The sequence below is a fragment of the Candidatus Woesearchaeota archaeon genome, assembly GCA_016187565.1.
Taxonomy (GTDB): domain Archaea; phylum Nanobdellota; class Nanobdellia; order Woesearchaeales; family JACPJR01; genus JACPJR01.
The window spans coordinates 79,377-92,336 of sequence record JACPJR010000003.1 but is presented as its reverse complement, the minus strand read 5'-3'; the positions used below and the strand labels follow the sequence as shown (position 1 = coordinate 92,336).

16 protein-coding genes and 1 tRNA gene are annotated in these 12,960 nt (G+C 41.5%); 12 read left to right on the top strand and 5 right to left on the bottom strand.

Annotated elements, in window-relative coordinates; genetic code table 11:
- The first annotated feature begins 116 nt into the window (after positions 1-116).
- Genes thyA through HYW21_00895 form a run of 3 tightly spaced genes read left to right on the top strand, consistent with a single transcriptional unit; the run spans position 117 to position 1,970 of the window.
- Positions 117-980 carry a thymidylate synthase gene (thyA, locus tag HYW21_00905; protein MBI2547885.1) on the top strand — a complete coding sequence of 288 codons (864 nt, stop codon included), beginning with the start codon at positions 117-119 and terminating at the stop codon, positions 978-980.
- Complete coding sequence (locus HYW21_00900; protein ID MBI2547884.1) at positions 977-1,459, top strand: dihydrofolate reductase; 483 nt, start codon at positions 977-979, stop codon at positions 1,457-1,459. Before thyA ends, HYW21_00900 begins: the two co-directional genes overlap by 4 nt.
- Complete coding sequence (locus HYW21_00895) at positions 1,425-1,970, top strand: dihydrofolate reductase (protein ID MBI2547883.1); 546 nt, start codon at positions 1,425-1,427, stop codon at positions 1,968-1,970. The genes HYW21_00900 and HYW21_00895 overlap by 35 nt, the downstream gene beginning before the upstream one ends.
- Positions 1,971-2,002: 32 nt before the next feature.
- Here the strand turns inward: HYW21_00895 and HYW21_00890 are convergent, their stop codons facing one another.
- Positions 2,003-3,283: a tRNA (N(6)-L-threonylcarbamoyladenosine(37)-C(2))-methylthiotransferase gene (locus HYW21_00890; GenBank protein MBI2547882.1), complete on the bottom strand. Its 1,281-nt coding sequence runs from the start codon at positions 3,281-3,283 to the stop codon at positions 2,003-2,005.
- A gap of 136 nt (positions 3,284-3,419) precedes the next feature.
- Between HYW21_00890 and HYW21_00885 the strand changes: the two genes are divergently transcribed.
- Positions 3,420-4,379, top strand: a complete 960-nt coding sequence (locus tag HYW21_00885; protein MBI2547881.1) for a hypothetical protein — start codon at positions 3,420-3,422, stop codon at positions 4,377-4,379.
- 66 nt (positions 4,380-4,445) lie between these two features.
- On the opposite strand, the gene HYW21_00880 is transcribed toward HYW21_00885, so the two are convergent.
- The gene (locus HYW21_00880) at positions 4,446-5,261 is read right to left on the bottom strand and encodes a hypothetical protein (GenBank protein ID MBI2547880.1); all 816 of its coding nucleotides are present in this window, start codon (positions 5,259-5,261) and stop codon (positions 4,446-4,448) included.
- A gap of 129 nt (positions 5,262-5,390) precedes the next feature.
- On the opposite strand from HYW21_00880, the gene HYW21_00875 reads away from it, so the two are divergent.
- Positions 5,391-5,948 (top strand): thioredoxin family protein, encoded by a 558-nt coding sequence (locus HYW21_00875; protein MBI2547879.1) that lies wholly within the window; start codon positions 5,391-5,393, stop codon positions 5,946-5,948.
- Between the two features lie 8 nt (positions 5,949-5,956).
- Here HYW21_00875 and HYW21_00870 read toward each other — a convergent pair.
- The 3 genes from HYW21_00870 to HYW21_00860 form a co-directional block, all read right to left on the bottom strand.
- A tRNA-Leu gene (locus HYW21_00870) sits at positions 5,957-6,056 on the bottom strand.
- An 84-nt stretch (positions 6,057-6,140) separates the two neighbouring features.
- Positions 6,141-6,695: a hypothetical protein gene (locus HYW21_00865; protein MBI2547878.1), complete on the bottom strand. Its 555-nt coding sequence runs from the start codon at positions 6,693-6,695 to the stop codon at positions 6,141-6,143.
- 63 nt (positions 6,696-6,758) lie between these two features.
- A complete protein-coding gene (locus HYW21_00860) occupies positions 6,759-7,292 on the bottom strand; it encodes a hypothetical protein (protein MBI2547877.1) in 534 nt (177 codons plus the stop codon).
- Positions 7,293-7,532: 240 nt separating this feature from the next.
- On the opposite strand from HYW21_00860, the gene HYW21_00855 reads away from it, so the two are divergent.
- The 7 genes from HYW21_00855 (at position 7,533) to HYW21_00825 (ending at position 12,861) form a co-directional block, all read left to right on the top strand.
- The gene (locus HYW21_00855) at positions 7,533-7,901 is read left to right on the top strand and encodes a 50S ribosomal protein L7ae (GenBank protein ID MBI2547876.1); all 369 of its coding nucleotides are present in this window, start codon (positions 7,533-7,535) and stop codon (positions 7,899-7,901) included.
- Between the two features lie 71 nt (positions 7,902-7,972).
- Positions 7,973-8,212 (top strand): 30S ribosomal protein S28e, encoded by a 240-nt coding sequence (locus HYW21_00850; GenBank protein ID MBI2547875.1) that lies wholly within the window; start codon positions 7,973-7,975, stop codon positions 8,210-8,212.
- Positions 8,213-8,240: 28 nt separating this feature from the next.
- Entirely contained in the window at positions 8,241-8,441 is a 201-nt protein-coding gene (locus HYW21_00845) for a 50S ribosomal protein L24e (protein ID MBI2547874.1), read from the top strand.
- A complete protein-coding gene (ndk, locus tag HYW21_00840) occupies positions 8,438-8,917 on the top strand; it encodes a nucleoside-diphosphate kinase (GenBank protein ID MBI2547873.1) in 480 nt (159 codons plus the stop codon). Before HYW21_00845 ends, ndk begins: the two co-directional genes overlap by 4 nt.
- Before the next feature lie 38 nt (positions 8,918-8,955).
- Positions 8,956-11,112, top strand: a complete 2,157-nt coding sequence (locus tag HYW21_00835; GenBank protein MBI2547872.1) for an elongation factor EF-2 — start codon at positions 8,956-8,958, stop codon at positions 11,110-11,112.
- An 84-nt stretch (positions 11,113-11,196) separates the two neighbouring features.
- Positions 11,197-12,477 (top strand): translation elongation factor EF-1 subunit alpha, encoded by a 1,281-nt coding sequence (gene tuf, locus HYW21_00830; protein MBI2547871.1) that lies wholly within the window; start codon positions 11,197-11,199, stop codon positions 12,475-12,477.
- Between the two features lie 72 nt (positions 12,478-12,549).
- A complete protein-coding gene (locus HYW21_00825) occupies positions 12,550-12,861 on the top strand; it encodes a 30S ribosomal protein S10 (protein ID MBI2547870.1) in 312 nt (103 codons plus the stop codon).
- Positions 12,862-12,960 lie beyond the last annotated feature (99 nt).

Below are 12,960 nucleotides of genomic sequence, written 5' to 3'. Positions count from 1 at the left end.
CTATAAAAATGCTTTGGTTTAGATATGCTTTTCGTACCTCAAGAGCTATAGGAAATAACGTTAATTTTAGAAATCTTTTTATATCTTCACGAATCATCCTCTTCTGGAGGTGTCGCATGCAGGTTTACCTTGACATGGTTCGCTATGTTCTCAGCCATGGGGTTAAAAAAGTGAATAGAACCGGTGTTGCAACCCTCAGTACCTTCGGCTATTTCTATAAAATCAATTTGCAGAATGGTTACCCGTTGTTAACAACGAAGAAGATGTATTTCAATTCAATGTTACATGAACTTCTGTGGTATCTTTCAGGCGAAGCGCACGTACGCAACTTACGTCAAAAAACAAAGATATGGGATGCATGGGCAGATGCAGAGGGAAGACTGGAAACAGCCTATGGCAGATTTTGGCGTCGTTTTCCCCTCCCTGAGCAGGGTATTGATGGTGAAAAATGGGGCACGAGATGGATTTCTGTCGATCCAGATACAGGAACAAAGGTTTTTGATCAAATCCAGTATGTTATTGATACCTTACATGAGATTAAAAAAAATCCAGAAACACGAAATTTACGACGGATGGTCGTGTCTGCTTGGCACCCAGGAAACGCTGCTGAAAGTAAGCTTCCCCCTTGCCATTATACGTTCTGCTTTAATGTACTCGGTAATAAGCTTAATTGTCATCTCACCCAACGTTCAGGTGATATTGCTTTAGGCATTCCTTTTAATCTTGCCTGTTATTCCTTGCTTACCATGATGATAGCAAAGGAAACTGGATATGAACCCGGTGAATTTGCTCATACCATTGTTGATGCTCATATTTACGTGAACCATATTGCAGGTCTCCAGGAACAGCTTACCCGAGTACCAAGACCCTTGCCTCGTGTCCACATTGCTGACAAGCCATTACCAAGCCTCCAGTTTGAAGATGTTATCGTAGAAGGGTATGATCCTCACCCGGTAATAAAATTTGAGGTTGCAGTATGATCGCTTTAATTGCTGCGTTAACCCATAACCGCGTTATAGGAAAAGACAATAAACTTATCTGGCATATTCCTGAAGACCTCAAGAACTTTAAGAAGCTAACGTCGGGAAATACCATTATCATGGGAAGAAAGACCTATGCGTCTATTGGTAGACCCTTACCTAACCGTGTGAATATTGTAGTGAGTCGTTCATTACCACAACAAGAGGGCATTACCGTGTGTAAAACGATTCCCGAGGCAATTGCAACTGCAAAACAACGAGGGAAGGATACCTTTATTATTGGTGGTGAGACAATCTATCGACAGACCATTGCACTGGTAGATCGTCTGTATCTTTCATGGGTCAAGCAAGAATATGACGGAGATGCCTATTTTCCTGAGTTTCATGAAAACGAATGGAATATTCTAACAAAAGAGGAGTATCCTGAGTTTGTCTTAATGGTCTATGAAAGAAAGCCAACGAAACGATCAACCACCTAAGCAATGGATAGTGGCACTAGCTGCCATGACGCTTGATGGAAAAATTGCGCAAAATCATCATCATTTTACTGATTGGACAAGTAAAGAAGACAAGGCTTTCTTTCAAAGGAAGCTTCATTCATTTGAGGTTTTTCTTGTAGGAAATAATACCTATAAAACTGCGCAAAAACAACTCTCACAACGAAATTGCATGGTCTTTACGAAGCGTGTCCAAAAACTAACAAGGATCCATGAACGATTGGTTTATTGTAACCCAAGCAAAACAAATCTTCGCCACTATTTACAAAAACAAGGTTACCGAAAGATTGGTGTGCTTGGCGGTAGAAAGGTGTACAGTTACTGTTTGCAGCACGGCCTGCTTGACCAGTTTTTTATAACACTTGAGCCACTAATTTTCGGAGAGGGACTAGCTTTATTCGATCATCCTTTTCATATGCAGAAATTGCGTCTTGTCAAGTGCAAACGGCTGAATGCCCAAGGAACATTATTGCTGGAGTATGAAGTTGTTTAAGTCTTGACTTTTGTTGTCTTCTCCGATTTTCTTTAGGTACGTTTTTCTAGAATTTCCCCTCGAAGGTCAAATGGTTTCGCCTGTGTTATTCGCACATGAACGGTACTTCCTAACGGCACTTGTTCAGTAAGAACTACCTGCTTATACGAATAATTTTTGCCGATGAACGTTCCAAATCTTCCCTGCTCGGTCACAAGCACAGGACCTTCCCATCCAATCCACTGCTCATTATTTTCCTGAGCAATCCGTTGAAATAGCACCGTAACTTCTCGTGAACGTTGTTTAACAATCTCACCAGGAAGTTGAGGCAAGCTTGCTGCATATGTTCCTGGGCGTGGCCAAAATTTTGAGATGTTAATCATGTCTGGCTTTGTTTCTTCAATGAGCTTCAACGTTTGTGAAAATTGCTCGCTTGTTTCTGTTGGGAAACCACAGATAATATCCGTACTAATAGTAATATCGGGAATGGCTTGCTTACAAGCATTGACAATATGCTTGTAGTCCGCAACGGTGTACTGTCGTTGCATTGCCTTAAGTACCTCATCACTTCCGGCCTGTAAGGGAATGTGCAGGAATTTGTAGACTTTTTCATGTTTCAGCAGAGGAATAAGATCTACGTACATCTCCTTAATAAAATCAGGATTTGCCATACCAATGCGTATGTTGAATTCACGAGGAATAGCCACAACTTGACGTAAGAGTTCTGCTAGTGTTGTGCCAATATCAAGGCCATAGGCACCATCATCTTGGGAGGTTAACCAAATTTCTTTGACTCCTTCACGAACTGCTGTACTAATATGACGCACAATGTCCTGTGGTGGATAGGAGTACAACCCTCCGCGTGCTTGTTTTGTTTTGCAGAAGGTACAGCTTCCGAGACATCCTTGGGATATCGGAACAATTTCAACAAAGGCATTTTTCCTGATCTTAGGAAGATTCAATCTATTTTCATTGCTGCGCGAAAGAACGTGAACTGTTTTTCCTGCGAGGGTTTGATCGACCACATCAGTAATTTTACCCAGCTGGTAGGTTCCGATAACTGAAAGATTTTGAAATGGATCAAGATTTCGTTCAGACTGCGGGATGCAGCCAGCAACAATAACGGTCTTACCTGCATGCTGAAGCTCATGAAGCTTTTTTTTAAAAAATGATTCTGTTGGCCCTTTTACCGTACAGGTGTTGAACACGACGAGATCAGCGTCATCACTACTCTTTACAAGGACATGACCCTCACGGTCAAGCAACCCAGCCATGATCTCTGAATCAGCATGATTTGCACTACATCCTTGAGTAATGAAATGAATTTTTGGCATGATTCTGGAAATGGAATACTCCATATAAATGTTGTTGTGTTCTAACTCATACATCGTTCATACATAGTGCACTTACATCTTTTAAAAGAACGAAACAGAGAAAGTATTAAATAGTATTTACCATAGGAAGAGTATCATGAAAAAGGTGTTATTGTTTACCATTTTTTTTGTGTTTGTACTATCCCTTTCTAACCTCGTTTATGCTTGTCCCAGTATTCGAAACTTTGTTGTTCTTAACTGCGATATTGCGGATTTGCTTCTTCAGCAGAACGCTACTTGTTTAAATGGTAATTGTTCGGTTAATATTTCAAAAGAGCAACATGGAGAATTCTATGATTTAAACCTTCAAGATTCGTTAGAACAATCTCTTTGTATAAACGAAACATATGGGATACAATTCTATCCAAAATATGATCTTTTTGTAAAAACTAGTAGTTTTGAGGATTCTATTGAGTTACAGATATTACAATCTCTGGATTCTATCTGCGTTGAAGATATTGATGATATGAACCAAGTTTTTTTTCGTGAAATTCAGAATTGGTTGTCAACTCAAAAAGCATCTCCTCTTCGAGGAAATTTAATTTTTGAGCCATATTCACTCGAGAGAGAATTTGAATCAATTAAAAGTAAGAAATCCTATGGTGATTGTTATTATGAAGAATACAAACGAGCTGGAGATTGGTTGATTATTACTGAAATCGGTAGGGATTACTGTTATTTAACCGGTGGAGGAGAAACAAGGCCCCCATATGCTACTAAATCACATCTACAATTTATTGAATTTATATTGAAAAACCCAAGTATTTATACGCTTCAATATCTCTTTGGATACGTCATCGTATTGGGAGTTGTTATGGGTTTTATCATATATCTTTTCAAACAAAGAGAATTAAAATTATTTTTCAAGCCAAATGAATTCAATGTTATCGTAACATTAGTTTTAGGAATTCCTCTCTTGGCATTATTTATTTTAATGATTTTATCTACACCACATGTGCTAATTATTTTAATTATTTATTTTGTTAGTTTTGTCATTGGATGTTACGTTTTTTCGTCATTACTTCGATATGTTTATATTAAAACTAAAAAGAAGTAAACGTAGGTTTACCCGCCTTTCTTCTCATTTTGTCTCCAAAAGTTTCTAATCACTCAATTCTATTGATTACGTTACAAGTGCATACGCTTCATCAATTATCCTTCCTGCTGTAGGAGGGAGTGTTGTTTTTTCACTGTGAACTCTGCTAACGAGAGAAGCATCCAATTTGTGCTCGTAAAAGAAGAGATCAAAGTACTCAGCCATCTGTTCTTGTGCTTGGTCACTCTCCCAAGGAACATGATGGAGCAATTGCAAGGCATCATCGACACTATTCATTTCTGCACCTTCCATACAGACACCGGTATATTTGTCTGCATGGTGCAGCTGGCCCTCCCAAAAAGAATAAGGTAAACGTGCTTGCACAGCAACAAGCGTCGATAACACACGATGATAGAGATCATGCTCTTCTCCAGCATCAGGATTGTACAATAATTCTGGTCGTGGTTTCAGAACCTCGAGAAATCGCTGGATCGTTGGTGCATCGTGGTAGAACGGGTGAGGATCATCGACAGGATCATGGTTTACATCAGAGCCAACACTACCTACCAAGATGAGTAACTCATCAATACCATCATTGGACCAGGTTCTTGTTTCTGCTGTACCTCTACCCCTACGCTCTAGGAAAGTATATGCCTCCTGCAAGCAAGAACGAATACCCGAATGCACAGCTGCAGTCACTGAAGGACTAACCTCTCTTGCTACATACGTAAATGCAGTGTGGGGAAAATCCTCCCGGGGGTAGGGTACAAGAGAGTCTCTGCCATTGAGACGATCATCTATCCATGCAGCCCAATCCTCAGAAGAAAGGGTGGCATAACATGCTTGATCAATAACTCTTTCTGTGCCTTCTTCTCTAAACTGTATTTTTTCTTTATATGCCACCAGAGCGGGGAATGCGAAGTTGTTTATAAGAATTCCTTAAGTTTCTTCAAACAGGGGGATGCCGGTCATTTCATACACAATACTAACTTATTTATAGCTCAAGCGCATACTAGCGTCAGAGGTGATAGCATGGCATTGTTGAAGTCTAATCAAAAAGCCTTACAGCCAGGTACTCCAGCACCGGAATTTTCTTTAAAGAATGTGGATGGCAGTGTGGTAAGTCTCGAGGATTTTCGAGGAAATCCTGTTGTTGTTATCTTTATGTGCAACCATTGTCCGTATGTTATCCCTAAGATGGATGAGATTGCTGCTCTACAAAGGGATTATGCCAAGAAAGGAGTTGTCATCATAGGTATCAATGCAAATGATCCAGCTCAGTATCCAGAAGACGATTTTATCCAGATGCAGCGCATTGCCAAAAAAAAGGGATATCTCTATTATCTCTTTGATGAAACTCAGGAAGTGGCAAAAGCTTATGGAGCGGTATGCACCCCAGATCCTTATGTGTTTGATAAAAACCATACGTTGATCTATCATGGCAGAATCAATGATGCACTAACGCCGGATGCAAAGCCAACCAAACATGATTTGCGTGAAGTTCTTGATGCCTATCTTACAGGAAAGCTCATCAAAGAGTGGTTCAAACCAAGCATGGGTTGTAGTATCAAGTGGCGAGAGGATTTATAGATGAGAAATGTGGGGGAGGGGATTCGAACCCCTGGACCCACTAAGGGACAGGATTGCTTAACCTTGTTCTTAAGTCCTGCGCGTTTGACCAGACTTCGCTACCCCCACAGAGAGATACCTGCAAGAAGTGGTGATATATAAAAATATAGGTTTACTGTCCCACACTCGGTTTGCTTCTCTGTTGTTACTGATCTATGCTGCATGCTTGGAGACAGTTCCTGCAGTATTATGGATAGGGCGATCTCCCTCAAAGCGGTACAGATTTAAGAACGCTTTTAATTGACCGTAGAGTTCATTAATTTCTTCGACAAGTCCGCCTTCAAAACGATCAAACTTTACCTTGTAGATAAACTGATCATAGAGAGCTCGGATAAAATAATAGTAAGGCTTTCCTTCCCATCGGTGCTCATAGTCTGTTTCCATGTAGCCAGTAATAATAATTTCAACATGGCCCTGATTGAGCTTTGCCTTGTGCTGTTCACGTTGCACAATAACCTCTTTAACATTATTCATAATGAGCTCTACTCGAATAACAAATTTGTGAAAATCAGTAATCTTTCGATAGGGCTCATACACCACTTCAATCTGTTTTCCCTCGGGATACACATGCTCATAATTTCTCAGTTCCTGTTTGGTGTATCCCATCTGACGGTACCATCGATCAATATATGCATAGAGTTCTCTGGCGTCAAACAAGCCCTTGTACCCTAATTTCATACGATCGACAACAATGCGGCGTTCTGCCATATCTCTACCTCAAATTTTGTTACTATGATTATCCCGGTGAAAACGATTATTCAATTTTTCTGATCACCATCTATCTGCGAACTCATCGATGTCTGTAGTCATATGGAGCGCTTCCTTGATTTGCGTCATCAGTTTTTGTACTTTATACTCCAAACGATCTCCATAGAGCGTCAATTTTTTGGTGAACAAAAGATCAAGATACATTTTCCCGAGGAGTTCACGGAATTTCGTTCCGGTAAACCTTCCCTGCCAATCACTTTCAAGTTCAGCCTTAAAGCTGATACGCAAGCGACAGTCAGTGAGGACCTTTTTTTCTCCATCCTGCGTAACTTCAACATCTTTCATATCATAGGCATGGGCGTGAATATGAATCCAATCCTTAAAATAATCAGTTGTTTTACGAAACGCATCCAGTTTCCACTCAATTTCATAGCCAGCAGGACTAGGAATTTTATGCTTGTAGACGGGTTCGTGGACCTCGTATGCTTTTCCATCAAAATATTTGACAATGGTATGGTGCAAGGCCTCAAAATCGACAAGTCCATGATAATGGAAGATAAGTTCTTGACGAGGTGCAAAAATATTATGCATGGCCATGTATTGTTTTAGAAAGAACGATATTTATAAACTTTTTGCTTGAAAACACGAACATTTATAAACCACTACGAAATCCCCTCTAAAACCGTTCAGGCTGAACATTTAGGTGAACGGAAAACCGATGAGTGATGAGAACCGCAAGGTTTGAGGGAGGTACAAATTCTCTCTTGTACTCCGCTTTTTAAACGTTACACGGTTATAGAGCATGGTTAAACCGTAATGATATAAGGAGGAAGAACAATGGCAGTCGTTGATGCAAACAAAGAAGTTGCTGAAAGAATTTTCGAGATCATTGAGACCGTAAAAGCGACAGGAAAATTAAAAAAAGGCACGAATGAGATTACCAAGGCAATAGAACGAGGAACAGCGAAACTGGTTGTTGTTGCAAAGGATGTTGATCCTCCGGAGATTGTCATGCACCTTCCCCTTCTCTGTGAAGAGAAAGGTGTTCCTTGCGTTCGTGTCACTAAAAAGGACGAGCTGGGAGCTGCAGCTGGACTTGAAGTTGGAACGGCCAGTGTAGCGGTCATTGAGGAAGGCGAAGCAAAAGCGCTTCTCAGGGATTTTACAAAATCCTCGGCAGGAAAAAGTGACGAGGAGAATGCGTGATTACCATGGCTGAAAAAGGAGAAAAAGTGGTAAAAAAGCCCCAACGAGAACAGGCCCAAGCAGAGGAACAAATCAAGGGAAAGGTGGTTTTCTCTCCTGCTGTTCCAGCCTCTGTTGAAGAGATTATTGGAAGAACAGGATCACGGGGAGAGGCTATTCAAGTTCGTTGTAAAGTTCTTGAAGGGATGGATGCAAATAAGATACTCCGAAGAAATGTCAAGGGCCCTATTCAGAAAGGCGATATCCTTATGTTACGGGAAACTGAAATTGAGGCCAGACAATTAACCAAAGGCGGTCGAGGAATGAGTTAATTCCTGCCAAACAAAAAGGTTGACAACAATGGCAAAATGTAGTTTTTGTGGCACGCTTGTCGAGCCAGGCACAGGTATCATGTATGTTAAAAAGGACGGTAAAATCTTGTACTTTTGTAAACGAAAGTGCGAGAAAAATATGCTGATTTTAGGGAGAAAAGAACGGTTAACGCAGTGGACAGCAGCATTCCGAAAGGAAAAAGAGGTAAAAAAAGAGGGAAAACAATGATCCAACGAACATTAGTACTCTTGAAGCCCGATGCCGTTGAACGTGGGCTAACAGGCGAGATCCTTACTCGCTTTGAAAAAGTTGGTTTAAAAACCGTTGGCATGAAGATGGTTTGGATTGATCGATCATTCTCGAAACAGCATTATAGCGAACATGTCGAAAAGAAATTCTATCCTGGACTTGAGGCATACATTACCTCTGGACCAGTCATCGCTATGGTTCTCGAAGGAGTAGAAGTCGTTGATGTTGTCCGAAAGATAGTTGGCGAAACCGAACCAAAGAAATCCCTTCCAGGAACTATTCGGGGAGATTACGCACACCATTCCTACGCATACAGTGATCAAAAAGGAATATCCATCAAGAACCTCGTGCATGCATCAGGCAGTTTACGAGAGGCAAAGAAAGAAGTTGCCCTATGGTTTACCGATAAAGAATTGCATAGCTATAAAACGGTTCACGAAGTTCATGTACAGTAATTGCGGGGATAGAGGAGGAATCACCAATGGCAGAAAAGATGGTGGAAAAGGTCGTACGGTTGATGGACAAAAGAGATCACATTAGAAATATCGGTGTTTGTGCTCATATTGATCATGGAAAAACAACCTTTTCTGACAACCTGCTTGCAGGAGCCGGTATGATTTCTGAAGAACTGGCTGGAAAGCAGCTTGCCCTTGATTTCCGTGAAGATGAACAGGCTCGTGGCATTACCATTGATGCCGCAAACGTCTCCATGGTTCATACCTTTGACACTGAGGAATATCTTATCAATCTCATTGATACCCCCGGCCATGTTGATTTTGGCGGTGATGTTACTCGGGCAATGAGAGCAGTGGATGGTGCTATCGTGCTTTGCGATGCGGTTGAAGGTATCATGCCTCAGACAGAAACCGTCATGCGGCAAGCACTGAAGGAATTAGTAAAACCCGTTCTTTTTATCAATAAAGTTGATAGACTCATCAAGGAGTTGCAATTAACCCCCGAACAAATGCAGGATCGTTTTGTTAATATTATCAACAATGTTAATCTCTTAATAAGGAAGATTGCTCCTGAAGAGTACAAAGAAAAATGGCAGGTTAATGTCCAAGAAGGAAGTGTTTCTTTTGGTTCAGCATTCCATAATTGGGCACTGAACTTTCCGTATATGCGGAAACATAACTTAACCTTCAAAACAGTTATAGAGCACTATCAGGCAGAGACTCAAAAAGAACTCGCAAAAATTGCTCCTTTACACATTGTTGTCCTTAATATGGTTATCAAGCACCATCCGAATCCGATGGAAGCGCAAAAATATCGTATCCCAAGAATTTGGCATGGCGATGTTGCATCAGCCATTGGTCGGGGGCTTCTTGCCTGTGATCCAAATGCTCCTGTTGCCTTTATCTGTACCAAAATAGTTATCGATAAACACGCAGGAGAGGTTGCCGCTGGTCGTTTGTTTTCAGGAACGATTCGTCAAGGGCAGAATGTCTATATGAATGGGATGAAACAAACCGTGCGTGTTCAACAGGTCTCAGTCTACAACGGTGCAAAGCGTGAGATGGTAGACAAGGCACCATCAGGAAATATCGTTGGTATTGTTGGGCTTAGAAATGTGTATTCAGGTGAAACCATCTCTGAAGAACTCATCGAGCCTTTTGAGGCTATTAAGCACCTCTTTGAGCCTGTTGTTACCAAGGCGATTGAAGCAAAACGGCCATCAGATCTTCCCAAACTCATTGAAGTGCTCCGACAGGTCAATAAGGAAGATCCAACCATTGAGGTCGATATCAATGAAGAAACAGGAGAGCATCTCATGCATGGTATGGGAGAGCTCCATCTTGAGGTTATTGAAAACAGAATTATTAATGACAAGGGTGTTGAGGTTCAGACTGGTGCTCCTATTGTAGTGTATCGGGAAACTGTTACCAAAGCAACGCCGGGTGTTGTCGAGGGGAAATCTCCCAATAAGCATAACAAATTCTACTTTATGGTCGAGCCTTTAGATCCAAAAATTGCAGCTGCCATCAAAACAAATGAACTTCCAGAGATGCGTATCAAGAAAAAAGATATGGTGCTCAGAGATAAATTAGTAGCACTGGGTATGGATTCCAAGACAGCGCTTCGTGTCAAAGACTTTTATCGGGGAAACATGTTCTTAGACATGACCAGAGGAGAAGTACACATCGGAGAAATTATGGAGATGGTACTTGACATGTTTGAGGATGTTATGCGTGCTGGTCCACTTGCACGAGAACCTTGTGTCAATCTCTTGGTTAAATTTGATGATGTAAAGCTTCACGAAGATGCTATCCATCGTGGTCCGGCGCAGGTATATCCTGCAGTTCGTGATGGCATTCGAGGAGCTATCCGTGAATCTGGCCCGGTTATGTTTGAACCGTATCAGACATTGCAATTTGAGGCTCCTATGGTGTACATGGGAGAGATTTCAAAACTCATCAGTAATAAGCGAGGGCAATTGTTGGATATGACCCAAGAGATGGATCATGTTACAATTATTGCAAAGATGCCTGTTGCCGAGATGTTTGGTATGACCTCTGATTTGCGATCAGCAACAGAGGGAAGAGGTCATCATTTCCTTGTTGACCAGACGTTTGAACGCTTGCCTTATGAGCTCCAAGAGCGGATTATTAAACAGATCCGTGAACGAAAAGGCCTCAGTGATGCGCAGTAAGCGTAACCATATACGAGGAACAACAAGCAAAAGATTTATAAATATGAACAGAACACCACAAAACAAGTTAAGGAGGTAAAGAAGATGGCACAAAAAGAACACATGAACCTTGTGTTTGTCGGACATGTCGATCATGGAAAATCAACAACTGTAGGACGATTGCTCTACGATTCAGGAAATATTGATGAACAATCCATGCGTAAGCTGAAAGAAAAGGCTGAGGAGCTAGGAAAAGGCGGTTTTGAATTTGCCTTTGTCATGGATAACCTTAAGGAAGAGCGAGAGCGTGGTGTCACTATTGACTTAGCTCACCGGCGATTTGAAACCGACAAATATTACTTTACGATCATTGATGCACCTGGTCACAAGGATTTCGTCAAGAATATGATTACCGGAGCTTCACAGGCAGATGCCGGTGTTCTTGTTGTTGCGGTAACTGACGGAGTCATGGCTCAGACAAAAGAACACGTTTTCTTATCAAAAACCTTGGGAGTTGGACAACTCATCGTTGCGGTAAATAAGATGGATATGGTTAATTATGATGAGGCAAAGTTCAACAAAGTAAAGGAAGAAGTCAGCAAATTATTGAAGACGGTTGGGTATAAACCGGATCAAATCCCCTTTTTACCTCTTGCATCTTTGCATGGGGAGAATGTATTCAAAAAAACAACCAAGATGGGATGGTACAGTGGTCCAACGCTTTTCGAAGCAATGAACCAGCTCAAAATGCCAGAGAAGCCAGTAAAGCTTCCTCTCAGATTGCCTATCCAAGATGTGTACAATATTACCGGAATTGGTGTTGTTCCCGTCGGAAGAGTCGAAACCGGTGTTATGAAAGTAGGTGACAAAGTCATTGTTGTACCTGCACGTGAAGGAAAGGGTATTACCGGAGAGATTAAGACCATTGAAATGCACCATGAACAGCTTCAGCAAGCCCTTCCTGGCGACAACATTGGTTTTAACGTGAGAGGTATTGGGAAAAAGGATATTGCTCGTGGTGATGTGCTTGGGCATACTGATAATGTGCCAACCGTTGCAAAAGAATTTACCGCACAGCTCGTTGTCCTCAATCACCCAACCGTTGTTACCGTAGGCTACACCCCTGTCTTCCATATTCACACGGCACAGGTTGCCTGTCAAATTACGGCGATTGAGAAGCAGCTCAATCCAGCAACTGGTGAAGTAGTCAAAGAGAATCCAGACTTCATCAAGAATGGTGATGCAGCAATTGTTAAGATTAAACCAGTTCAACCACTGGTCATTGAAAAGCAGAAAGAAATTCCACAACTAGCCAGATTTGCTGTCCGTGACTCTGGTTCAACTGTTGCAGCTGGTATGTGTATTGATCTCGTAAAGGCCACGTAAGTGGTCTTTACCCTGAGCGATTGATTAAGGTCGCGCATGGTGAACATGGTTTATCATGGGATGTAAAACAAAATGCAGAAAGCAAGAATAAAGTTGGCAAGCGTTGACATTGCAAAGATCAACGATGTATGTAATTACATTAAAGACATCTCACAAAAAACCGGTGTCGAGATGCGAGGCCCTATTCCCCTACCAACCAAACGGTTAAAGGTAACCACACGAAAGAGTCCAGATGGTGAAGGTAAGGCAACCTGGGAACGATATGAGATGCGGGTTCACAAGCGCCTTATTGATCTTGGGATTGATGAACGAGCCCTCAGACTCGTTATGCGAGTTCCTATCCCTGAAGGATTAAATATCGAGATCGAAATGATTGATGTGTAAACTGGTTCTTTGTTTTGAACGTGTTCTTATTTATATTTTCTTTTCTCTTAAGCCGGAAACAACATCACTGGCTTCGGACGCTCTCACGTTGTTCGAGCT